Here is a 24,081-nt window from a genome sequence, read left to right on the forward strand (position 1 = left end):
ATCCTCGTTTGCTGAGGCATGCCATTATTCATTCGGAAGGACCTCCAGGCGGCGGCCTTCTAATTTATACGTCAATCGGGTGATTGGATCGAAGATGACCTCAAGGGCCAGGGGTAAATCGTCATTCGGGAAGGTGACCGTGATCGGCTCGCCGTCCAACAGGCCTTCGGGAGCGGACAGTTCCAGATCATACTGTCGGGTCAACTCGGCCAGCACTTCGGCGAGGGGCCGTCGGGAGAAACGGGAGCTGCCGTCCAGCCAGTCGGTAATCTCCCGGGCCAGGGTATCCGCAGTGACGGGCGTCTGGCCGTCCGCGTAGGCAACCGATTTTCCGGGCGTCAGCAGAAAGGTATCCCGTACGCCGGCGAAGCTGACCGACACGCGTCCTTCCGTGCAACCAACTTCCATGAAGCCGTCGCGGGTGTAGACGTTGAAGGCCGTTCCCAGTACCGTTACGGTACCCAGGGACGTGTTGACGGAAAACGGCTCGGCGGCTTTTTCCACCTCAAAGAAGGCTTCTCCGGTAAGGGCTACCTGCCGCTGTCCTTCGGGTTGATCGAAGCGGAGTTCACTGTCCGCGTTCAGGCGTACGGTGGACCCTTCGGGCAGCCGAATGACTTCCGTGCTGCCGGGTGCACTAACGAACTGATTGGAAGAACCAGGGAAGAGAAACCACACGGATAGCAGAACGCCCACCAGAGCGGCGGCGGCGGCCATCCAGGGCACGAGTCTTAGGGCGATGCCGCGGGATGCCGTGGACTTGGGGGTGGCCGGGGACTTGGCCAGGGTCGCCCGCAGGCGCCCCAACTCCGCCCGAGCGTCGTAAGCCGGGAGGGAGACCTTATCCATGGCCGCGACGATTTTCTCGTAGTCACCGAAGTCACTACGGGCCCGCAGGGCGGTTTCTTCACCGTCCTCCAGCTCCCCGCTGATCCAGCGGGCCAAAAGCGTGTCGTCCGAGAATTTTTCGTCTGCCATGGTGATGGTCAATTGGTGAAAGCAGGGCTTTCTGCTGACTGTAATCCCTTACTTCCCGAATACCCTACCCCTGCGGGAAGATTTTTTTAAATACCGGGATGCAACTCCCGCAAAGTCGTCAGGGCGCGGTGCATTCTTTTCTCCACGGCCTTCTGGCTGATGTCGAGCAGCTCAGCAATTTCCCGGTACTTCAGGCCATCCATCCGGTTGAGCAGGAACACCTCCCGGGCGCCTTCGGGGAGATTGGCGATGGCCCCCATCAGCTGCTCGTGAAATTCTTTTTCTTCCAGGACGGCTTCGGGCGAGGGGGCGTCTTCCGTCCGGTGGCTGGCCCAGTCGGTATACTTTTCGGCGACGACCGTGCGGCGGATTTGCTTGAGGAATAAATTTTCCGCTACCCGGAAGAGCCAGGCCTTGGCCGCTTCGGGAATGACCTTGCTGCAATTTTCGTAGAGTTTGAGGAAGGCGTCCTGGACCAGATCCGCGGCCCGCTCGGCGTCGCCCGTCCGGTAAAGCAGGAAATTGCGCAGCAGGGGTGCCACCCGCAAAAAGGTCTGGTCAAAAACCGATTCCTCACATACTCCGGCGGGGCCTGAATCTTCCACGGAAAAATAATTTTTCAGAAAAATTGACTCGAAAGGTAGGGTAAAAATTGTCCAGGGGATTAAAGAAAATGTTCCGCGGCGCCACTGGAACAACATAATCCCATCACTCTTAACTGGCACGTTGCCAATTAATACCCAAATCAAAATCCATGCGTACCATCATTAAAACAATGCCCCTTGCGCTGCTGCTTTGCGGCCTCGGTTTTTTCTTCACGAGCTGCGATGAAGATCAATTTCAGGAAAGCATCGAACCGACCCTGGAAGCCGACTTTGAAATGAACGAGATCGTCGCCCTGGCCCTGCCGCCAGCGGAGGCGACCAGCACCCTGACCAAGAGCGATCGTTGCTTCACCTTCGTCTACCCCGTAACCTTCAGCCTCCGCGGCGGCACGGAAGTGACCGTGGAGAGCGACGAAGAACTGGAGGCCCTGCTCACGGACGTCCGTGGCAACATGGGGGCCCTGCGCCCCAACTTCCCCATCACGGTCCTGATCAACGGAGAGGAAGATAACGCCCGGACCATCGCCGGCGCGACCGCCTTCCGCGCCCTCGTGGATCGTTGCGCCGGGGATAACGACGGGCAGCGCGACTGCTTCACCTACAACTTCCCCATTGACCTGACCATTGACGGCGCTACCGTAACGGTAAACAGCGGGGAAGAATGGCGTGCCGCCATTCAGGAAGCCGGCCGCGGTGCTACCATTCGCATCAACTTCCCCATCACCGTAACGGTGGGCGACAACACCCTGACCCTGGAGAATGCCGTGGCCCTGCAGCGCCTCCGCCGTCGCTGCGCCATCCGCAACGACCGGGTGGACGAACGCGGACACCCCTGCTTCCGCTACGTATTCCCCGTGGACCTGACCATTGATGGCGCCACCGTAACGGTGAACAGCTACCAGGAATGGCGTGATGCCGTGGTGGAAGCCGGACGCGGTGCGTCCGTGGAAGTCAACTTCCCCGTAACGGTCGTCGTACCCGGGCAGGATGCTCCCCTGACGGTGGAGAGCCGCGAGGAGCTGCGCGACATTCGCGAAAGCTGCGTGGAGGACCGCACGCCGGGTTGCTTCTCCATCAACTTTCCCATCCGCCTGATGGTGGGTGACCGGGTGATTCGGGTGAACAGCTTCGCCGAGTGGCGGCGCGTGATCGCCCGCGCCGGTGGACGTAACGTAAGCATCGTCTTCCCCATCATCGTCACCTACGACGACCGCGACCGCCGCGTGCTGGTCAACAACGCCCGGGAATACCGCCGCCGCATCGCGGCCTGTCGGGCGAGTGACGAGATCGAAGCGCCCTGCTTCCGCTTCGTCTACCCCCTCGACCTGGCGGTTGGCGACCAGGTATTCACGGTAAATAACCTGCGGGAGATGGCGCGCGTCCGCGCCGAGGCCGGCGACCGGGACGTGAGTTTCGTCTATCCCTTCTCCGTTACCCTCCCGACCAGCGATGCCCCCACGGAAATTGAAGATCCGGAAGCCTACGCCCGACTCCTGGCCTCCTGCCAGGAATAAACGATAAGCCTAACACTATCTTTTAGTATTTCTTCGCGCGGCCGGATTCCCGGCCGCGCTTTTTTTGTGTGGGGCTGGGGGGCTTCCCCGTAGCACACTCAAAGGTGCTGCGCACCCTTCGAGGTGCAAGGGAGGTTTCCTCGACTCCTCGAAGCGCGCTGGCCTGACGCAGTCAGACAGCTCCTTTGAGCGTGCCTTCGGGGAAACTTCAAGTAATCAGCACAAGTGAGGGATTTCCGCAAGCACACTCAAAGGTGCTGCGCACCCTTCGAGGTGCAGGAAGGTTGGTAAATTCGAAAGCTTTCTCCTACCTTAAGGATATGCCTAAGAAACACCCTACACCACTTTATCCTAACGGTTACTACCATATTTTCAACCGAGGTATTGACCGTGAAATTATTTTCCAGGAAGCGGAAGATTTTCAGGTCTTCAAGAGACTGCTGCAAAAGTATATACCTGAAATAGGGGTTCTCCATGCTTATGCACTCATGCCTGATCATTTTCACCTGGTTATCAGCACACATTCCGCCGAGAATCTCGCCCCCTTCAGATTAAAGGATCCCCATGGTTTATCCAGAGTGATTGGACACCTACAAAACGCCTACGCCAAGCGATACAATAACCGATACCGTAGGGTAAGCGGCCTATTTGAAAGAAAATTCGAACGCAAGCTCGTTGCCTTAAAAGAATACTTCAGGACGCTTATCCTTTACCTACACTTCAATCCCCAGAAACACGGTTTCATCCGTTCATACAAAGACTATCCATGGACTTCCTTTCAAGAATACTTGAGGTCAAATAACCAAGCGCTCATCAACCCACAAAAGGTGCTTTCCCTTTTCGGTAGTCGACAGCAATTCCTAGAAGCTCACGAGCAACAAGACAACATTTTTTGGGCCAAAATCCTGGAGCCATAAATCTTCCTCGGCTCCTCGAAGCGTGCTGGCCTGACGCAGTCGGACAGCTCCTTTGAGAGTGCCTTCGGGGGAAATTTCAGGAATCAGCGCCAATCATGGATTTCTGGAAGCACACGCAAAGGTCCTGCGCACCCTTCGAGGTGCAAGGGAGGTTTCCCCGCCCCCCTCTGCACCTGCGCTCCGCCGCAATTAATTTAATTCGGCGATCCCGACGAGCAAACGGAACTCGGGACGTCGCCCAAATCTTCGCCCTAAGCCGAGAAGCGGACCAATTTCCGGGACGGCGGTTGAACACAAATGTCTGCTGGTAGATTAAGTAGGCGATTTCGTAGAGAAAGGAGGTCGTTTAACAATCCATTAAAGATATCGCGGCGTCCTTTGTGGCGAATTTCATTGAAATGCTTGTTTGAACTTCAATCAAGCCAGCAAACCAAAACCCAAAAAGCTCTAAGCCTTGGCCCAGTTGCGGGCTCCCCAAACAACCTAGCATGCGCAAATTTTATTTTCTTGCCCTGCTCTTCGTCCTTGCCGTTTCGAGCCTCGCCGCTCAGGATAAGGTAACCATGAAGGGCTACGTTCGCGACGCGAGCAACGGCGAAACCCTCATCGGTGCCACCGTTTTCCTGGAGGGTACCACCCGGGGCACCACGACCAACGAATACGGATTTTACAGCCTCACCGTGGATCCCGGTGACTACGTCGTCGTGGCCACCTACCTGGGCTACGACGACCAGCGGGTAACCCTCCAGCTGCTCGGCAACATCACCCAGGATTTTGAGCTGTCCGAAGCCGGCACCCAACTACAGGAAATCGTCGTCACCGCCGAAGAAGAGGACCAGAACGTCAGCACCGTGCAGATGAGCGTGGAACGGCTGGACATGGCCACCATCGAGCGGCTACCCGCCCTGCTCGGGGAGGTGGACGTACTGCGCAGCATCCAGCTGCTGCCCGGCGTAACGACCGTGGGCGAAGGCGCTGCGGGCTTCAACGTACGCGGGGGCAGCATTGACCAAAACCTGGTGATTCTGGACGAAGCGCCCGTCTTCAATTCCAGCCACCTTTTCGGCTTTTTCTCGGTCTTCAATCCCGACGCGGTGAAGGGCGTCAAGCTCTACAAGGGCGGCATCCCCGCCCGCTACGGCGGGCGACTGTCGTCGATCCTTGACGTGCGGATGAAGGAGGGCAACAACAAGAAATTTCAGGCCCAGGGCGGCATCGGGACCATCTTCAGCCGCCTGAGCATCGAGGCCCCCATCGTCAAGGACAAATCCTCCTTCCTGCTGGCCGGCCGCCGCTCCTACATCGACGTGCTGGCCGCCCCCTTCCTCGGTGATGGCCTTTCGGGGACGGCCCTGAACTTCTACGACCTGACGCTGAAGACGAACTACAAATTCAGCGACAAGGACCAGATTTTCCTCTCCGGCTACCTGGGACGCGACGTCTTCAAGCCCGGCGATCAGGCCGGCTTCAGCTGGGGCAACGCCACGGCCACCCTGCGCTGGAACCACCTGTTTAACGACCGGCTGTTCAGCAACCTGACCTTTTACTACAGCGACTACGACTACGCCATCGACTTCGGCGACGACCCGAACGAAGACGCCTTCAACTGGGACGCGAGCATCATCAACCTGAGCCTGAAGCCGGAGTTCAGCTACTTCATCAACCCCGACAACGTCGTCCGCTTCGGCGGACAGACGATCTACTACCGCTTCGAGCCCGCCAACGCCGTGGCGGTCAGCGACGGACAGGAGATCAACATCAGCATCACCAATCAGTGGGCGCTGGAAAACAGTATCTTCCTGGAGAACGAGCAGAGTATCTTTAAGCAGCGCATGAAGCTCAACTACGGCCTGCGCCTCTCCCACTTCGCCTACCTGGGCGGCCGCAACCTCTACACCTTCGGGGAAGCCCCCGCCGAAGGACTGGCGCGCCCCCTGACCGGCATCACCCCCACCGAACGCGGCGAGGTGATCAAGGAATGGTTCAACCTGGAGCCCCGCGTGTCGCTGCAGTACCAGCTCAATCCGGCCAGCTCCCTGAAGGCCAGCTACCAGCGCACCGCCCAGTACATCCACCTGCTGAGCAACACGGCGGCCTCCATCCCGCTGGACATCTGGACGCCCAGCACGAACAACATCGATCCCCAGCTGGCCGACCAGTTTGCCCTGGGCTACTTCCGCAACTTCAAGGACAATGCCTACGAGTTCTCGCTGGAGGGCTACTACAAGGACTTCGACAACCTGATCGACTACGTCGACGGCGCCGACCTGGTGCTGAACGAATTCGTGGAGGGGCAGGTCCTGGTGGGTGAAGGCCGGGCCTACGGTGCCGAGCTGCAATTCAAGAAAGTCAAGGGACGCTTTAACGGCTGGGTCAGCTACACGCTCTCCCGCACCGAACGGCTGGTGGAGGGCGTGAACAACAACGAGTGGTACCCCAGCCGCTTCGACCAGACCCACAACCTGAACATCACGGGCTTTTACGACCTGAGCGAGCGGACCGAGCTGAGCGCCACCTTCGTGTACAACACGGGCACGCCGCTCACGCTGGCCACCAGTGGCTACTACCAGCTGGGCTACTTCGTGCCCAACAACGACGGCGACGGACGGAACAACTTCCGCATCCCGGACTACCACCGCCTCGACCTTTCGGTGACGATCAAGCCGAACCCCGAGAAGGCCGACAAGCGCTGGCGGGGCACCTGGGTCTTCGGGGTCTACAACCTCTACGCCCGCCGCAACCCCTTCACCGTCTTCGGCGATCAGGTCGAGGGACGGCCGCTCGTCGGGCAGCCCGTCGACACCCAGGCCATCCGCCTCAGCGTGGTGGGCAGCATCATCCCCAGCATCAGCTACAACTTCAAATTCCAGTAAACACCTCCACCCGCGGCCGCTTTTTGGGCGACATAGCGCGGGTGCCAAGAAAAATGGGTAAAGCCATGAAAAACATCATCAACATAGTCCGTCTCGGATTGCCACTTCTGGCCGTGAGTCTGCTCTTCCTCCGCTGTGAAGACACCATCGATCTGCCCTCCAGCTTCGAGGAGCCCCAACTGGTGGTGGACGCCTGGCTCACCAACGAGTCCGTCCCCCAGACGATCAACCTGACCCTGACGCAGGACTTCTTCGACAACCGCCTGCCCACCACCGTCACCGACGCCCAGGTGGTGGTGTGCCAGACCGAGATCGGCAGCAACTGCTTCGTCTTCGAGCACACCACCAACGGGCAGTACGTCTGGACGCCCGCTCCGGGGGAAACCCTCGGGGAAGTCGGGGAAATCTTCGGCCTCGGCATCCAGCGCGGGGAAGAGCAGTACGCGGCCCTGGCGCCCCTCAAGCGGGTGCCGGTGATCGATTCCATCAGCATCCAGTTTGAGGAAGAATCCCTCGCCCTGGACGAGGGCCTCTACGCCCAGGTGTACGCCCGCGACTTCGTCGGCATCGGCGACACCTACTTCATCCGCAGCACCATCAACGATACCCTGCTGCAGCGCCCCCAGGAGATCAACATCGCCTTCGACGCTACCTTCGACGCTGGCAGCGGTACCGACGGCATTGCCTTCATCTTCCCCATCCGCTTCGGCATCAACAAGCTGGACGATAACGGCGCCCCCATCCCCCTCGTGGACGGGGACAAGGTGGAGGTGGACCTGTGGTCCATCAGCACCGAGGCCTTCGCCTTCCTCTCCATCGCCCGCGACCAGATCACCAACGGCGACAACGGCATCTTCGGCATCCCCGTGGCCAACTCCCCCAGCAACGTCATCAACGTTGCGACGGAGGAACCCATCCTGGGGGTCTTCAACGTCGCTGCGGTCAGCAGCGCGGAGAAGGTGGTCGAGGAGTAGGGAAGGATTGGATGATGGAAGGACGGAGGGATTGAAGGATAGAAGGATTGAATTAATCAGGAAAGCCCTTTAGGGGCGGGAGGACCGGATGGCGGAGGGCCGTTCGGTTCTTTTTTTGGAAGGCTATCAGGGAAATGGAGCCCCCTCTGGCTTCTGCAAGGTTCGATACTACGGCATCCTGGCCACCCGGAACAGAACGACGCGGCTCCGTAAGTGCCATCAATTACTGGGCAGCATCCTCCAGCGAGGTGCCAAACTGAATTGGCGGGAATTATCCGAAGAGGTTACCGGCCAGGCGGCCAACCAGTGCAGCATCTGCGGCGGCCCGCTCGTCGTGGTGGACTTCCTGATCCCCCCGCGTTCACCCCCTTACCCGATAACCCGATTGCCCACACCTATTCCCACCGTTCCTGCTTCCGCGACCGCGTAGTGTTCCGCTACGGGAATAACCGTGTGCATGCTTTGCGGTCCTTGACCAGAAAGCTTTTTTGGCATTTGATTTTTTAGTCCTAAAAACCCTACCTTAAAGCTGAAAACACCCATCAACTAATCACCTCATCAACCCTGTTCCAACCATTGCATCCCCATAGAAAGTCGGCTTCGTTCAACGACCAGGTGGACCCGGCCATCCACGCTGCGCGTGGCGGCGGATACCTGGCTTAATGTTGGCTGCAAATCATGCTATATTTGTTGAAATATAGACTTGTCTACTAGTCACACTTTAAATATAAAGCATAATGTATTTTGAATGAGGTATTTTGTAGATATAAATATTTAAATGTTTTAAATTGGTGGCTGGTTAATTTTAGAAATGGATGCTAATTATTGTGAATCTATTAAATTGAAGAATTGCTTGAATACTATTACTTAGGATTTTGATAGTTGGTAAGCAATTAGAAATAATCGGATAAATGAATTTGTACTTGAGGCTATAATTAAAAAAATGCGCGAGAATTATATGTATCCTCTTGAAGTTTGTATTTTGCAGTAAACTTATTTAAAGCGTGCCTCTTACTTGAAAGAAATGGGATAATGATCTGTATTCTTAATTAAAGTATCTAAATTAAATTATTATGAAAATTAGTATTGGACCCTATGAGGTTTTTTCGAGTGGAACAATTGTTGGAGTCCTAAATGAACCTATAACATTTGAATTCAATGGGTTGACTTATAGGTTTGTGTTCATCAAAGATCCAGATAGAGAAACTCCTCATTATGAAGGAAGAAGTATTGAAGGAATGGAAAATGGTATAGAAATACTTCTTATTAACCATGACCAAGATCTAGGAGCTGGCTTTGTAGATCCAGTTAAATTTGGAGTCTTAAATGGAAGAGACCTTTATTTTAATTATAGAACTTATTCTTTAAATGGGAATAATGGCACCGGCGGACACTTATTGCATTATTCTTGGTTGTTAGGAGAAAAAAAATAGGTATGAACGGAGAAAATAAAGCGCAAATACCTGAAGTAAATGAGATGAGCATTTACGAGGGGGGATCTTTAAATAGAATAGTGATAGATGACCTCCTTGAAAATGAGGTGGCAATCAAGCAATTGGTCAATAGACATAATACTACACTTAAAGATTTAAAAAAGTCAAGAGAAGAAACTGCAAATTTACGAGCGAGTTTAGAGTATCTCCGGACAACACCATTTATTGCGATACTTGCATTGATTAGCAATAGCATTGGTTCTTTATTAATCGCGATTAGTGTCAATTTTATCACTGATGAAAAAGATCAAGATTATGAATATTTGATACTTATTGCTGGTATTGCTTTAGTGTTTTTAGGGTCTTTAAGTACAATTTTATATCCATATGCAAATAGATGGTTTAATAAGAAAGAATAGTTGTGAACTTTGTTAAGTTATATGAAATTTGATCTGCAGCCAACACAGCGCCAAACCCATTAAGCTAAGCCATTTCGGAGCCATTTTAGGCTACTGACAAATGAGCTATAATCAAGGACTTGTGGGAGGTGTGAGCGAGTATTAACTTTGAGGCACTACGACTTCGTCCAGCTGCGTAGCAGCTCGCGGGAGGCCATTATCCTTGATCGTTTTTAGAACGTACTGCGATAATTTGATTCGTAAATATGTCTTTCTTGTGCCCTGATGAGTCTGCGTTTTCGGACGCGGCTTGGGCGGAGTCTGTAGGGTTCGAGATGGCGGCAGATTTGCTCCTTAAGCACCTTTGTTTTAGCCCGCCATTTACTCTTTGAAGAGCAGAAGAAAATTGGTATCCACCGTTTGATTAAACCGGCGGCCACATTCCGGTTAATCTGGTAGAAATATTGGCGGTTTTCGGTTGCTTTTTGGACCTGCTGCTCGGTCGAAAATTCCAGGACACTGTTGATGTTATAGTTCCAGAAAGTGGCCCAGATATCCTGCTCCACTCCAGGTTGAGTGTAGGCGGAGACCAGTGCGAGCTGCAAAAAGGACTTCAGATTGTGGAAGGCAGTTTCTACACCCCAGCGCCATCCATAGAGCTCGACAATCCGCTTATAGTGGAAGCGTTTACGATCCATAAGGCTAGTCATGAGGACTTCGATTTCTCCGGAGGGTAAAATGACCTTGACCAGCCGAACGGGAAAGATCGCTTTCCATTCCGGGGCTAATCCCAGGTCACGTAAGGATCGGTACGCACGATCTTTTAGCACAACATTGATAACCTGCTCTTTGTCAGACCCTTTGACGAAGCCTCTTATATCCGGTGAAAGTCCTTTCTTTACTCTGATGACAAAGTGAGAGCCGTAGCGGCGATGTAGAAACGGCAAGCCGTAGCCATCAAATCCACGGTCATACACGTAGATCGCCTCCTTGGGTAGCTTTGCCACATTGGTGTAGGCGTGGGTGATCTCCGCACTTTTCTGAGTATGGAGGTCGATGCGAAAAATGATTTTATTCAGTAGGTCAAAGGTGGCCAATATCCGAGTGGAGGGTACTCGATCATGTTGGTTAAGATGATAGCCGAAGGCCTGTCCAATCCAGGGTTCCCTGGGTAGCCGCTGCCCAGTGCCATCGACGGCAAAAACGCGGAGCCCTCGAAAAGTGTGATGGTGGGAAAAGCAGGCGTAAAATTGCTTGGCCGAATGAAGGAAAAAGTCTTTAAAAAACTGTGGTTTGATGAACTGCCTGCGTTGCACAAATGCGGACTTGGTCACCGCCTTCTGGTTTAAACCTGCAAAAAAGTCAAATAACTCGATGGCCGTTGACTTGCGCATCAGGCCGACGATCAACCCAATGGTCCGTATGAAGGTAAGTGGACTGTTCCGGATAAAGGAAGTGAATGGAGCATATAGATACTGCTGCCTTCGCTGGGTATTCAGTAGGCAAAACTCCTGCATTCGATTCAGATAAGGATACAATGGATTACGCATCCCGAAGTATCGGGAAAAAGCTTATGTTTGGGAAGGCCTTGGCTGAATGGTCATGAACAATGCGCCACCGCCAACCGCTATCGCGGCTGACGTTGGCGCTCACGTTCTATGTCATAAGAAAAAATAAAAATGGGAAGTCTATTAGAAATAATTGGAAGTCATAAACTCAAATTCAACTCTGGTGAAGACGTTGTAAATCAATTCCAATCTATTTTTAATGTGAAAATCAAAAACGGAAATTATCAATCTAACGAAGTGAAAAACAAACACGAGAACCCTAATCAAATCGAATATTTTGTAGCGTTAGATTACTTGGAACAAAATTTCATAAGATGGAAAGAGGTAAGGATTATGACGAATTTCAAATTTTGCTCAGAGATAAACATTCACGGAAAAACCCTCAGTTTCAATAATGGTTGCAGATATAAATATTGGAAAGGGAATTTGTTTGAAGAAGAGTATCAAGAGGATTTAAAAAGGCAATACGCACTCTGTAAAACATATTGGAAAGAAGTTCATAAATTTTCAAAAAAAACAACAAAACGACTTGGTGGTGAAATGCAAATCTATTTTGAAGATAGTAGATTTCAAGAAGAAATCGATTTGTGTTTTCAAGGCAATTCACTAAATTATGTTTTCGATGCTATGAAAGAAAAATGGGAACCAACAGAAATAGATGATGCAAGAAAAAGGAAAGATGAGTTTCTCGTCAAAAACGGATGGTATTTTGAAAAAATGAATACGACATAGAATCGAGTAGGGTAAAGAGCCACCCAATAGTGACTCCTTATCCCTCTCACATTTACCCGACTAAGGAGGCGGGCCACCGTACGTACGGTTCTCGTATACGGCGGTTCATCAACCATGGAAAAGTTGTTCGTAATATTTGGTGAAAGACCGATAACCTCGCTGGGCTAACCTGGCTTCGGTGACCGTAGTACCCATGATGGGCGATTGCGCGATGGCCCAGCCGCCCATGCGGGAGCGGGACCAGGCGTAAGCCATCCTCTTTCTACTGATCGCGGCCGCATCTACTTTCCGGAGATTGTTGGCTACGGCCTTTGACATGATGTGCTGCCTTGACCGCTTCGGAAAGCCTCTTATACGGTTCCTGTTCGTCCGTACCAGTATCTGCAGTCCCGCTTACTTTAGACCCGGAGTCGCCTCACGCGCCCTTGCGGCTTGCTAGGTAGCTTCACCAACTCGCTACCAGTGGACTTGCACCACTTAGAAAACTCGCTATCTTTAAAGCGAAGGATATGCATTCCAGGCACACACAATGTACATGACGATCATGCTCCTAACGTCGCACGCCGCATGTACTAACCGTCAGACTGTGCGAAAATTCTTATCTTATATACTAAAATCAGAAAACGCCTAGAATGCCTAGAAAACAAGGCCAGGACGTAATTCAGTATGGTCTATTTGCCACGCCGCTAGAGGAGATGATCGCCTCAGATAATGAGGTATGGGTCATCAAAGCCTTTGTAGACCAGTTAGACTTAGCGGATTTAGGCTTTGTGCAAGTCAAAAGTCAGGGCAGAAGCCGATATGCTTCGGATGTATTGCTTAAAATCTATTTGTACGGCTACTTGAACGGGATTCGATCGTCGAGGAAGTTAGAGAAAGCTTGCAGGGTCAATATCGAGTTGATGTGGCTAACCGGTAGGTTGGAGCCTGCCTATCATACGATTGCCGATTTCCGCAAGGACCACCCTCAGGCACTCAAGAATGTCTTTCGTCAGTATCCGCTGTTGTTGAAAGATTGGGAGATGTTAGGTTTAGAGACTTTTGCCATTGACGGCACCAAGATCCGAGCCCAGAACTCCATGAAACGTAACTTCAATAGGAAAAAGTTCAAGCGGCATCTGGATCGTATTGATGTACAAATAGAACAAGCCCTTCAGGACTGGGAAGCCGCCGATGAAAAGACCCAGCAAGAGACAAGGCCAGCAGTAGATAAACTACTGAAGAAGCTGGACGAGCGCAGGTTGGGGTATGAACGCTTGGATCAAACCTTGGAAGACTCGGGTGAGACCCAGATTAGGTTGACGGATCCAGATACGAGATCCTTACCGCTTCATCGCAATATCGTGGAGGTCGGATATAACGTCCAGCAGGTATTAGACGACAAGGATAATTTGATTGTAGCGCATGAAGTAACCAATGAGAGTGACATCAATGCGCTTGGCGATTTAGCGGTTGATAGTTGCAATGCATTGGGTTTATATCGGGAAGACAGCATCATCGTACTAACCGATAAGGGCTATCACAATGGTGGCGAGTTACAGTACTGCCAGGAAAATAACATAAGCACCTTGGTGGCTGAACGAAAGCCGTTCAATTTCTTAAGTAACTTAAATATAGGTATAATCGAAGGTGTTAAATACACCGTTGTAGCTGGAAACTTGGATCAATACCTCAATAATACTTTATCTGGTAAAGGACTGTTGGATAAGCTATACAAGCTTGGAGGTGAGCTTTTTTCCAGAGGTGTTCCGAATGGTATAGCGCTAGGTGTTGAAAGAATGAAATTGTTTCCCGATTTATCAATGCCAGGAACAGTCTCTGATGCAGACGCTCATTATATCAATTATTATGATGAGCGTTCAAGTCTAAAAGTCATAATGAATTACCTTACAAATGCCTGAAAATAATATGAAAAAATATGCTTTTTTAGTTGGCGTAAAAGACTATGGGCATCTGAACAGCCTTAGTACCCCCTTAAACGATATTCGAGCTCTGGGAGATTTGTTGAGTAAAGAGTTTGACTTTGAGGTTGATTTATGTGAAAATCCTAATATTGATACACTCAAGGACTATTTCGGAAAACACATACCTGATCGTTTAGGAGGTGTAAACTATAACGCACAAGTCCTAGTCTATTTTGCCGGTCATGGTTTTGCCGAGAATAGTGAGGACGGTATAAACGGTTATCTGATACCTTCTAACGGTGTGCCCTGGAATAAAAGTTCATGGTATTCCATGGAAAAGATGATCGACTGCCTGGGAAATTTGGAAGTAAAACATCTTTTGCTATTACTTGATTGTTGTTTTGGAGGTGCTATTCGATGGGCTTCACGCTACCGCGCTTCTAATTTTTTGCTGTATAATAAACTGTCAATACAACATTATAAATATTTTATAGAAAGTCCATCTTGGCAGGTGCTTACATCAACTGCTCCAAATCAATCCGCATTGGATTTCATAGACCATGGTCTTGGGGCCGATCATTCTCCTTTCGCCAAATGTATATTAGATGGACTGAAAGGTGAGGCTGATTTAAATCCTGACAAGGTTATCACAACTTCCGAATTATTTACCTACGTTCAGAACCGCTTAACGGTCATCTCTAATAAAAACAATAACAAACAGAATGCAGGACTTTATCCACTTAAAAAACATAATAATGGTGAATTCTTATTTTTTATGGATGGGTTCAATCCTGATGACCTAAATCCTATTCATTTTAGAAATCCGTACAAAGGCTTGGGTGCATACGATACAAGTGACGAGCCACTATTCTTTGGAAGAAAAGATACTATTGTTGAATTACTTGAAAAGATTAAAGATGAGGCTTTAACTGTTGTAATTGGTGCTTCTGGAATTGGAAAATCATCTTTGGTAAAAGCTGGAATTGTTCCGCGGCTTTCAGAAAACTTACAGGTTGAGATCATCGAACCTGGTAGGAGGCCCTTGAAGGAGCTAAATAACATAGGTGTATATGACATCCTAATAGTCGATCAACTCGAACAATTAGTAACTCAATCAAACAAAGTAGAGTCTTTACTGTTCTGGAAATCAATAGAAAAAAATATCGTTTCGGGCAAAAAAATTATTGTTACTGTCAGAATTGATTTTGAAAAACAATTAGGCATACCCGAGGTGTTAGAAAAAAAATGGCAATCAGGACGCTACTTAGTTCCACCTTTTAGTACTGAAGAATTGAGGGAGATCATCGTTACGCCCGCATTAAGAGTAGGTAGATTCTTTCAGCCGATAAATCTGGTCGATGAAATAATTGACGAGGTCATTCATTACCCAGGATCCTTACCACTTCTTTCTTTTACAATGGAGCAATTATTTGAAAATTGCAAAGACGATCTATTTCGCAATATTTCGAAAGCTGAATATGTCAATTTGGGAGGAGTGACAGGAGCGCTACAAACTAGTGCTGATCAAACTTACCAATCTCTTGGTGAAAAAGCGGTAAAGGTCACCAAAGAACAAGCGACAATGTGTAAACTGCTTTTGCGAATGGTCTCAATTTCAGGAGGAGAAACTGCCGGCAAGCGTGTTTACAGTTACGAATTAGAGTTTGATTCACAGGAGGAAAATGTGCGCATTGCTAGAGTTTTAAAACTGCTAATAGACAAGCGATTGATCAATGCGAGAAAAGATTTCGAAGATCAGGTTTATTATGAACCCAGTCATGATGCTTTGGTTAGGACTTGGCGAATGATGCAAGGGTGGATCAAGGAAATAAAAGCTGAAAATTTGTTGCTTCATTCTCGACTGGGTAATGCCATACTAGACTTTGAGCGGAATAAAATAAAATCCAAATTCCTTTGGCATAATAATGCAAACCTACAACTGATCGAAGAATCACCCCTTTCGCTAAATAGAAAAGAGAATTCTTTCGTAAATGCTAGCAAAAATCAAAGACGCTGGAATACTATTAAAGTCTGGTCAGTGGTCTTTGTGGCTTTTGCTATAATATCTGGATTAGGAATCTATGCAAACAAGGAAAGAAAATCTGCTTTGACAACTTCTTCAATTTATGAGGCTGATAATCTAATCTTAGAGGGTGATGGCTCTGTGGCTTTAAGAATACTGTCGGATTTATATGCTGATAATAAAGAGAATTCTCAACTGCTTTACAGTCTCTCCAAGCTATCAACTGGGAAAGCCAATCTGTATGATATAATACTACCGGGGTCAGTCGATTTTTGGGTTTCCAAAAACCGACAAAATATCCTAGTTTGGGAAAATGAGGGGATATCCATTTTCAACTATGATGGTTCTTTAATTTCAAGTCAGTTTAGTTTTGACCCAGTTTTATATCAAGTGCCTTATTCAAGTGATTTACTATTTGATTATTACCATGAAGGTTCAAATAGTATTGTTATGGAGGATAGCATTGGTGAGTTCTACCTTTGGAATTATCAAGAGAATAGTTTATCTAAATTAGATCTTGCTCAGTCATTAGGGAATCCTACCAAGGATCCTTTTTTTTACGGAAATTATATTATAACAACATCTTCCGAAAGTGACACACTTATAGTTTTTAATATTGCTGGATCCAAAAGGTCTTTCAGCTGGGGATCCAATATTTCAGATATCATAGCATTTGATACAAATAAATTCGCTGTTTTGTTAGAAAGTGAAGAATTAATAATTATAAATTCAGAGGGTATAGAAAGGAGGCTTCCACTCGATAAATCAAAATTGGGAACTCTTAATAATTTTGTTGCAATTAAAGGAGGCTTTGTAATCTTTTTCGATAATGCAACCGTAACATACTCTACTTCTAAAATTTCGATCGGCCCAAGCAACGGCATGCCCATTTATGATAGTCCATATTATCTTGAAGATTCAAGTCAAATTGTCCTCTATAATGAAAACTCAGGCAAACTTGTTCAGTATGATCCATATAAGCAAATCTATTTGAATTCAATTCAGATGGATAGAGAAATATATGATATGCAGAGCTCTGAAAATAAAAAAATATCTGTCGTGTCTTCTGATTCAACTCTGTTGATACTTAATTCTGAATTAAAAAAGATATCAGAATATCGTCACTTCGATGAAATCGACTTTTATGATATCTCGCCAAAAGAAGATTTTATATTGCTGTCTTCGGGAAATTCTGATAATACCTTACAAGTCATAAACCTGTATGGACACATCGTCGGTACATATAATCAAAGCAATGCATTTATTGAAAAGGCATTGTTTCTATCTGATGAAAAAATTTGGTTATTGTCGAGAGATGGAAACTCAATAATATGGGAATGGAATAAAATCGGATTAATCATATCGGATACCATTTCTCACAAACAGGACCTAACTGAAAATTATATAATTAGGAGTAATAACCTAATCAAATCCGGTAAAGAAAATATCAAAATCAATGATTGGATAAAAATACAAGATTTCAATGGAGATCCAGTCATTCTGAAGGATAACTTATTTGAATATTCAAACACAAATTATTATAGGGTAGATTCTGAATTTGAAAGAATTGGTGCTTATTATAATGGATCTCTAAAAATATTCGATATCAATAGTAAAGCAATAATATGGAGTTATTCAACAAATAGGACTGATTCCATAATTGATTTTTCTTTTCATGACGGTGAACTTACAATAATCGAAAGTACCAATGGTCATATAAATTTACTATTTTATGACAATGCACTTAATAGACAGAGTGCAGTTTCAGTAAACCATGTTTCATCAAGAACTTATCAAGACTTCGAAAGTATTGATAGAAACTTTAAGCTTCTAAATTTTATTGACGAACGGCGATTCTTGGTCAATATTTCTAAAGGAAAAGCAATTGAGATTCCACTTTCCCAACAAGATTTGGATTTTATACAAATAGTCTCATTGCTTAACAAAACAGTTCTCGGAATTGTCTTTCAGGATGCAAGTCAAAACTATTACACCGACTTGTGGAAGATGGAAGACAATACAGATTTCGAGGTTCCCGATTTAACTGTCTGTGGTATTGCAAAAAATGCTGGCAATCTTATTGGTGTTTTACCAATGAGAAATGATTGTTCAGATGAGCTGAGATTTATAGATTCATCCTTTGAATTAGTATTTATGTCTAGTGAACATGACTTTTTTAATAGATTGTTTGGAGACAGAATTATAACTTTTCCATATTATACTGAAAATATCACTGCACCTAGGATATGGAGCAATGGTGGGCGAGATTTCATTGAATTTGAATTATTGAGTCAATATGAATCGGATGGAATGCTTTTTATTGATGAAATTTTGCCAGATAATTTATTTATAGGCCTGTATAGTGAATTGCCAAGTCTTTATTGTTTATGGGATGGTAAAGGTAAAATAATTACTACCTTGAAAAGGCAGGATGCTAATTGCAATGATGAAGAAAATTTCGATACTTCTTTAAGCAGAAAGATGTTCGCAACAACATGTTATGATGGTTTAACTAGAATTTACAATTTTGAAGGCTCTTTAATAAATGAAGTAAGAAATAGTAAAGATTTTGCATATACTACAAAATTCGTTGGTGACGGAGAATATTTGTACGTTGAAACAATAGACAGCTTTAAAGTTTGGTTGGTAGATCATTCAAAAATGCTCGATAAGATGGCATGGATTTTAGAATAGCAGGAATTTGTAGCCTTCCCCAAAAACTGGACAGCTCGTTTTTTTGAAAATCTTTAAATTCGAGTTGTTATGAAAAAGAACCGATTTAGCGAGACGCAGATCATTACTGCGCTCAAACGCAACGAGCAGGGTGTCTCGGTCAGCGACTTGGCGCGCGAACTGGGCGTGTCGGCTGGTACGATTTACAACTGGCGGCAAAAGTATTCCGGCATGGAGAGCAGCGAACTCAAGCGCCTCAAAGAGTTGGAAGAAGAGAACCGCAAGCTTAAACAGCTTTTCGCCGATCAGGCGCTCCAGATCACCATGTTGAAAGACGCCCTGGGAAAAAAGTGGTAGGGCCTTCTGCCAAACGTGCACTCGTGAGTTATCTCAAAGACAAGTACGAAGCTAGTCTGAGTATGATCTGCCGTACGGTGGGTCTGGCACGCTCGAGTTGCTACTATCGCACGCAGCGCGACGACTCCGTCGTTGAGGACATACTACGCAGCTATGCTCGGAGGATGCCCACACGAGGCTTTGACGAGTACTATGGGCGCATCCGGCAAGAAGGCCTTCTATGGAACCGTAAGCGCGTCCTGCGCGTGTATCGCAAACTAGGTTTGGTCAAACGTCGAGCAGTCAAGCGCCGCCCGCCGAGTCGGGACCCTCAGCCCTTGCAAGAGCCTACACAGCTCAACGATACCTACAGTATGGACTTCATGTCGGACAGCCTGGAAGACGGCCGCAAGTTACGCGTGCTCAACGTTATTGATGACTATAATCGAGAAGCGCTCTGCTGCGAAGGTAGCCTGAGCTATCCGAGCGGACGCGTGATCCGTACCCTGGATCGTATTGCCGAAGAGCGGAGATGCTATCCAAAGCGCATCCGCGTAGATAACGGACCGGAGTTTACCTCGGCTGCATTCACCGACTGGGCCGTCGCCCACCGGATCGAACTCCTCTACATTCAACCGGGTAAACCAACGCAAAACGCATACATCGAACGCTTCAACCGACACTTCCGCGAAGATGTGCTCGACGCCTATCTCTTCGATAGCTACGAACAGTTCAACATCATCGCCGATCGCTTCCGCCACGATTATAATACCTACCATCCGCACGCGGGCAACGGTGGGTTACCTCCGAAGGTATTTGCCGATTCCTGCGACCAGGATCTTGCCCGGTCTGTCGAGTCGAGCAAGGCTAAAATGAACGCGCCGCCCTTAAGGGCCGGCGCGGCCTTGCACGATCGCATCCCGGACCAAGGGGGGCTGTCTACGGGTAGCAAACACCCCGAAATTGTCTAATTTGAGACTGTCCAAAGTTTGGGAAGGCTACACTATGTTGAATGTTAAAAAAAAATACCTCCCACAACGCTACCCCCCCCTTACTAAAGTCTCCCCCCCCCCCCAAAGCTCCTCCCTCACAACCCATAACAAGAAAACGCAGCACAGTGTATCCAATCCTCAAAAGGACGCTGCGAGCGCGATAAACCATAGTGGGCAATTATCTGGTTAATGCTGTTCTGGGCAGTAAAGTCGTCGGCCGGGATGGACGATTGCATTTGTTTGGCCTCTGCGGCAAGCTCTTCGGCGGTAAGGGTGCTTAACCACCTATTGGCTACTGCGGTGGCCTCCGCGGCACTCTTTCCTGCGTCAATTTGTTGGTAGAAATGATGGGAGAAAAACAAGGCTGCCAGGTCATTCACCGACCAACTGGTGGTGACCACATTTTGTACGCCAACCGTTAATAACGCATTGGGGAAACCGGTGGACTCATCGGGCAGGTCGGCGTCACTAATCGCGGTTTGACAAGCAGAGAGTACGGCTAGCTGCACGCCACTTAAATCTCCTTGGTGATGAATGAGTTCTTCGAGGATCAACTCATTGTCCGTTCCAATGACCACTCTTGACGAGAGTGGATCGGCGGGACTAAACTTCGCGTGGCACGCAAGGTGCAGATGAGTGGAACTGGAGGCTGCCGCAAAAAACTCATCGTTTTTGGCCCCTTTGGCGGCTAATTTGACCCCATGACCGGTGCCCTCGAATTGTGTTGCGGTGACCAATGTCTCAACCAGGGCGTAGGGGAGTTCTTCTTCATCTTTTCGGTCGGGAGGAGCTAGGGCAAATAAGGTGGGTTCCCTGCCGGAGGAGGCGTTTGTTCGATTAGCAAGTAAGGGGGCTAGTACCCTGGCACTGGGCAGCATGCGAAAAACTACGTTGGACTCGTAAGTGGCGGCGTGCAAGGGCAGTTGGCCTAAGGAACCCAACGGAATGAGCGCTGCTTCTGCGTGGCCCATTTTATTGAGCGTGTCCGTAATTGTCGAAATTATCCCACCGAGTAACGGAACGCAGGTATTTAGTGACTCCTGAAGATCTTCGACTTCTTCATAAATCGCGGCTCGAAGATATCCTGGGAGCTCTTCGTTGCCGTGTAACAAAATATTGGTTTCCCTGCTGCCAAAACCCGAAATGCTCAAGGTATAGATTAGACCATTGGGCGACACAATGAGTGCCATGGTCCCGTGCATGGTTGCTAGTAGATAAATTATCGGGTAACCTACACTTTCGGCAAACGCTGAGATGTCTTTTGCCGAAAGTTCAGTCGTAGGAAGCGTGCCGGCATGCGCCTGAGCTTCTGCCAGTACCGTGCGAAGCGCTTTGCGGGCTTCGGCCAACTGGTTTCCTAACTCGATCCTCGCCGACGCCGCCTTATCCACCACGCCTTTGGGATCCTTCGTAATACGAAGGGATAAATCGTCAGGAGAACGTTGCACGAAGTCCGATAATTTATTGGTTACTTCCCTGATGGAATCAGTGCCTTCGGTTCTTAGCTGTCTCTCCAATTCAGACACCCGACTCCTGGCGGCTCTAACCTTTTCTACCACCTTTTCGGGCAGAGAGGTCAATTCAATCTCGGCGGCAAGAATCTGCTCAACGGATCCGCGGGCTAGCCCCCGTTCGGCCAGCTCCACGGCGACTTCCCGTTGTTGGCCTCTAGCCGCAGCGTAGGCCCCAAAAATGAAATATCCCCGCATTGTCTTAAGTACATCCTCCTGACTTTCCTTCGTTTTGCTCAGTTGGTAGAGGCTATTTCCTATTTCTATGGCGGCAAGGTGGGCGTTCATGGATCGCTCCCAATCCTCGGCGGCATGGGCCAATTCCCCAATGCGTTCCTGCAATTCTTGGTATAGTCGTGGATGACCATCCGGAGTGATGCGTTCAAGGGCAGCTTCATAGGAAGCAAAGGCTTCGGGAAGAAAATTATCCTGTTGAAGGTATAGATAATAGGTAGCCAAAATTCTCCCTATTCCTCCCGTCCATTCCGCCCACTTAGTTGGCCTATCTTCTCGCGAATAATGCTCCAAGGCTTTTTGGTGATTGGATAATAAGGCAGTAAGGTACTGGTGGATGGTCTCAGGAGAAGATTGTTCGAGCCCGTCAAATTCTATCCCTAAGGCGGAGCTCTGTCGGTCAAAATTTGCAAAGCCCTGCTCTCGGGCCTTTACCGAACTGGTGGTGTTGGCCAATTGCTGTGCTTCTGCTGCTGCAGCTTGCGCCCACGCCCGGGCGTGGGCCAGGGAATCAGCACCGGTCCACTCAGGATAAATAGCGGCTAGGGCACGGAGGATTTTCTCCCGCCCATGCGGATCACTTTCGGTGGGCCGCATAGGAAGTGCTTCCTGTAATCGCAAAATCGCAGAATTGATGTGGTCGGATCTTATCCCAGATTCTTGTTCCAAATGAGTCGCGGCCAGATTGTAGAGTGCCCGACTCCTTGCTGCGGATGAAGAGAGTTCAGGGGCAGACTCCAGTATGGTCACTACCTTCTTTCGCAGTTGCAATGCTTCTTCCAGCGCCCCGATGCGATCACCGCCGGGGCGTTTCATGAGCAGAAAGGCGCTGGTGCCCAAGAGTGTTGTTATCTGGTGGGGGGCTGCCTTTTTTTCATACCGAACGAGGAAGGATTTGAGCTTGGAAATGGCGACATCAAAATCTGCATCAGTGGATTCCGAATCAAGCCCAACAATATTTGCCAGTCCGTTGAGCGATTTGGCCATAACGTGAAGGCTGGGGTCTTGTCCTAATAGCATTACGTACAGCTGCTTGGCTCGCACAAGATTGTCTTGGCGATTTCCTTCGGGCACCTCGAGGTAGAAGTTGGCCAATAAATTGCACAGTTCTATCCAATCTGGCTTCCCCTGATACTCAGGGTTACTCGCCAATACTGCTTCGCCAGCTTTGATATCTGACATGGTGGCGTTCTTCGGCACTATCGTCCGAAGCGCTGCCAGCACTTCTTGTAACTGATTTGTCCCCACAGATCATCATTTGTCAGCCCACTTCTCAAAAAGCAAGCCTCAATTAAAGAATCTCACGGCACCATTATTACGGTGCAATTGCCAATCCAAGCCCTACATCTACTGCGGACCACCCCCCCTGGAATACGTCATTTCGGGCGCGTCCCATCAGCATATTTTTTATGGTGTCAGGTGTAACAATGCCAATTTGTTCCCGAAGCTGTTGCATCCATAGTGCGGCAATCCCCGCTACGTGAGGAGTGGCCATACTCGTTCCGCTAATCGATTCCATCCCGCCGCCAATCCAGGCGGATAGAATGTCTACTCCGGGGGCTGACAGGTTGGGCGATGTATTGGAAAATGGTGCCACGGTGAAATTGGTCGAAGAGGAGCCGGTAGATCCGATGGCGCCAACGGAAAGTACTCCGGGAGCCGCAGCGGGGGGCGCTACGCCAATGACGTAATCATCGTTAATTTCTCTTTTGCTTTCGTTGCCCGCTGCCGCAACGATCAAGCTGCCGGCACCAACTCCCGCCATGGCAAAGCCGGCATTTGCCAGGGCCGCAAAGGCTTCTACGTTGGCCTGGTAGGTTTGGAGGGCACGGGAAGCAGCAAGATCTGCCGGCCAACCGTCAGCAATCATCCCCTCGACCGCCCCGGGAAGATCAAAGCCTAGGGACATGGAAATAATGTCTGCACCATTCTGCATGGCCCATTGTATGGCCTGCACAAGCGCCAAACTGGATCCTCCACCATCCGAAGGAATTACTTTGGCCACTAGTAGCTGATCAATATTGGGGGCTACTCCAAAGCGTGGTTGTCCTAGAATCCGTTGTCCGGCAATGGTGCCTGCGCAATGCGTACCGTGGCCATCCAGGTCTTCGATGCCCTCATCGGTGAAGTCCTTTTTTAAGATATTCAGACCGTCAAAGGCTGGATGCTCAACAATACCGGTGTCGAGTACCGCTACTTTTACGCCACTGCCGTCAAATCGACTATTGGCGACGCCGGTGGCTTCAATCCCCCAGGTATTATCGCTAGCATCTGCCGTACTGACTCCACCGTTCGATCCATTTGCTGGAAACGGCGGGACCAATCGGATGGAAAGATCTGGCAGCACCAATTGGTTTCTTTCGTTCGCGGCGGAAGTAGCTTCTCTAGGGTTGAGATTGGCGGTCTCAATGGAGGT

The 24,081-nt window shown here is 48.9% G+C and carries 16 protein-coding genes and 1 pseudogene; 11 read left to right on the forward strand and 6 right to left on the reverse strand.

Going from position 1 to position 24,081, the window contains the following annotated elements; genetic code table 11:
- Positions 1 to 24: 24 nt before the first annotated feature.
- Positions 25 to 978: a FecR family protein gene (locus E1J53_RS11965; RefSeq protein ID WP_134273185.1), complete on the reverse strand. Its 954-nt coding sequence runs from the start codon at positions 976 to 978 to the stop codon at positions 25 to 27.
- Positions 979 to 1,064: 86 nt separating this feature from the next.
- On the reverse strand, positions 1,065 to 1,583 hold the full coding sequence (locus tag E1J53_RS11970) for an RNA polymerase sigma factor (RefSeq protein WP_368671749.1): 519 nt from the start codon (positions 1,581 to 1,583) through the stop codon (positions 1,065 to 1,067).
- 149 nt (positions 1,584 to 1,732) lie between these two features.
- On the opposite strand from E1J53_RS11970, the gene E1J53_RS11975 reads away from it, so the two are divergent.
- The 6 genes from E1J53_RS11975 (at position 1,733) to E1J53_RS12000 (ending at position 9,713) form a co-directional block, all read left to right on the forward strand.
- Positions 1,733 to 3,097, forward strand: coding sequence for a hypothetical protein (locus E1J53_RS11975; RefSeq protein WP_134273186.1), 1,365 nt, complete (start codon positions 1,733 to 1,735; stop codon positions 3,095 to 3,097).
- A gap of 320 nt (positions 3,098 to 3,417) precedes the next feature.
- Positions 3,418 to 4,014 (forward strand): transposase, encoded by a 597-nt coding sequence (locus E1J53_RS11980; protein ID WP_134273187.1) that lies wholly within the window; start codon positions 3,418 to 3,420, stop codon positions 4,012 to 4,014.
- Between the two features lie 488 nt (positions 4,015 to 4,502).
- Positions 4,503 to 6,887, forward strand: a complete 2,385-nt coding sequence (locus E1J53_RS11985; protein WP_134273188.1) for a TonB-dependent receptor — start codon at positions 4,503 to 4,505, stop codon at positions 6,885 to 6,887.
- 65 nt (positions 6,888 to 6,952) lie between these two features.
- Positions 6,953 to 7,861: a DUF4249 family protein gene (locus E1J53_RS11990; protein ID WP_173021463.1), complete on the forward strand. Its 909-nt coding sequence runs from the start codon at positions 6,953 to 6,955 to the stop codon at positions 7,859 to 7,861.
- Between the two features lie 1,073 nt (positions 7,862 to 8,934).
- Positions 8,935 to 9,294 (forward strand): DUF6864 domain-containing function, encoded by a 360-nt coding sequence (locus E1J53_RS11995; protein WP_134273190.1) that lies wholly within the window; start codon positions 8,935 to 8,937, stop codon positions 9,292 to 9,294.
- Between the two features lie 2 nt (positions 9,295 to 9,296).
- On the forward strand, positions 9,297 to 9,713 hold the full coding sequence (locus E1J53_RS12000; protein ID WP_134273191.1) for a hypothetical protein: 417 nt from the start codon (positions 9,297 to 9,299) through the stop codon (positions 9,711 to 9,713).
- 212 nt (positions 9,714 to 9,925) lie between these two features.
- Here the strand turns inward: E1J53_RS12000 and E1J53_RS12005 are convergent, their stop codons facing one another.
- Positions 9,926 to 11,086, reverse strand: a complete 1,161-nt coding sequence (locus tag E1J53_RS12005) for an IS4 family transposase (RefSeq protein ID WP_173021464.1) — start codon at positions 11,084 to 11,086, stop codon at positions 9,926 to 9,928.
- Positions 11,087 to 11,371: 285 nt separating this feature from the next.
- On the opposite strand from E1J53_RS12005, the gene E1J53_RS12010 reads away from it, so the two are divergent.
- The gene (locus E1J53_RS12010) at positions 11,372 to 11,992 is read left to right on the forward strand and encodes a hypothetical protein (RefSeq protein ID WP_134273193.1); all 621 of its coding nucleotides are present in this window, start codon (positions 11,372 to 11,374) and stop codon (positions 11,990 to 11,992) included.
- Positions 11,993 to 12,100: 108 nt separating this feature from the next.
- Here the strand turns inward: E1J53_RS12010 and E1J53_RS12015 are convergent.
- Positions 12,101 to 12,244, reverse strand: a pseudogene (locus E1J53_RS12015) (group II intron reverse transcriptase/maturase); the annotation flags it as partial.
- Between the two features lie 380 nt (positions 12,245 to 12,624).
- Here E1J53_RS12015 and E1J53_RS12020 point away from each other — a divergent pair.
- From E1J53_RS12020 to E1J53_RS12035, 4 genes are all read left to right on the forward strand, one after another.
- Positions 12,625 to 13,893: a transposase gene (locus E1J53_RS12020; RefSeq protein WP_134273194.1), complete on the forward strand. Its 1,269-nt coding sequence runs from the start codon at positions 12,625 to 12,627 to the stop codon at positions 13,891 to 13,893.
- A complete protein-coding gene (locus tag E1J53_RS12025) occupies positions 13,886 to 18,613 on the forward strand; it encodes a caspase family protein (protein WP_134273195.1) in 4,728 nt (1,575 codons plus the stop codon). The genes E1J53_RS12020 and E1J53_RS12025 overlap by 8 nt, the downstream gene beginning before the upstream one ends.
- Positions 18,614 to 18,682: 69 nt before the next feature.
- A complete protein-coding gene (locus E1J53_RS12030) occupies positions 18,683 to 18,949 on the forward strand; it encodes a transposase (RefSeq protein ID WP_134273196.1) in 267 nt (88 codons plus the stop codon).
- Between the two features lie 23 nt (positions 18,950 to 18,972).
- Complete coding sequence (locus E1J53_RS12035) at positions 18,973 to 19,899, forward strand: IS3 family transposase (RefSeq protein ID WP_368671750.1); 927 nt, start codon at positions 18,973 to 18,975, stop codon at positions 19,897 to 19,899.
- 116 nt (positions 19,900 to 20,015) lie between these two features.
- On the opposite strand, the gene E1J53_RS12040 is transcribed toward E1J53_RS12035, so the two are convergent.
- Positions 20,016 to 22,847: a CHAT domain-containing protein gene (locus E1J53_RS12040; protein WP_134273198.1), complete on the reverse strand. Its 2,832-nt coding sequence runs from the start codon at positions 22,845 to 22,847 to the stop codon at positions 20,016 to 20,018.
- 133 nt (positions 22,848 to 22,980) lie between these two features.
- Positions 22,981 to 24,012 (reverse strand): S8 family serine peptidase, encoded by a 1,032-nt coding sequence (locus E1J53_RS12045; protein WP_173021465.1) that lies wholly within the window; start codon positions 24,010 to 24,012, stop codon positions 22,981 to 22,983.
- Between the last annotated feature and the right edge of the window lie 69 nt (positions 24,013 to 24,081).

It is taken from the genome of Lewinella sp. W8 (assembly GCF_004375085.3).
GTDB lineage: Bacteria > Bacteroidota > Bacteroidia > Chitinophagales > Saprospiraceae > Neolewinella.

Coding starts and splice junctions, on each gene's coding strand:
- E1J53_RS11980 (WP_134273187.1), top strand. CDS start 3,418: ATGCCTAAGAAACACCCTACACCACTTTATCCTAACGGTTACTACCAT.
- E1J53_RS11995 (WP_134273190.1), top strand. CDS start 8,935: ATGAAAATTAGTATTGGACCCTATGAGGTTTTTTCGAGTGGAACAATT.
- E1J53_RS12030 (WP_134273196.1), top strand. CDS start 18,683: ATGAAAAAGAACCGATTTAGCGAGACGCAGATCATTACTGCGCTCAAA.
- E1J53_RS12040 (WP_134273198.1), bottom strand. CDS start 22,847: ATGTCAGATATCAAAGCTGGCGAAGCAGTATTGGCGAGTAACCCTGAG.
- E1J53_RS11990 (WP_173021463.1), top strand. CDS start 6,953: ATGAAAAACATCATCAACATAGTCCGTCTCGGATTGCCACTTCTGGCC.
- E1J53_RS12025 (WP_134273195.1), top strand. CDS start 13,886: ATGCCTGAAAATAATATGAAAAAATATGCTTTTTTAGTTGGCGTAAAA.
- E1J53_RS11965 (WP_134273185.1), bottom strand. CDS start 978: ATGGCAGACGAAAAATTCTCGGACGACACGCTTTTGGCCCGCTGGATC.
- E1J53_RS12020 (WP_134273194.1), top strand. CDS start 12,625: ATGCCTAGAAAACAAGGCCAGGACGTAATTCAGTATGGTCTATTTGCC.
- E1J53_RS12005 (WP_173021464.1), bottom strand. CDS start 11,086: ATGCGCAAGTCAACGGCCATCGAGTTATTTGACTTTTTTGCAGGTTTA.
- E1J53_RS12010 (WP_134273193.1), top strand. CDS start 11,372: ATGGGAAGTCTATTAGAAATAATTGGAAGTCATAAACTCAAATTCAAC.
- E1J53_RS12000 (WP_134273191.1), top strand. CDS start 9,297: ATGAACGGAGAAAATAAAGCGCAAATACCTGAAGTAAATGAGATGAGC.
- E1J53_RS11985 (WP_134273188.1), top strand. CDS start 4,503: ATGCGCAAATTTTATTTTCTTGCCCTGCTCTTCGTCCTTGCCGTTTCG.
- E1J53_RS11975 (WP_134273186.1), top strand. CDS start 1,733: ATGCGTACCATCATTAAAACAATGCCCCTTGCGCTGCTGCTTTGCGGC.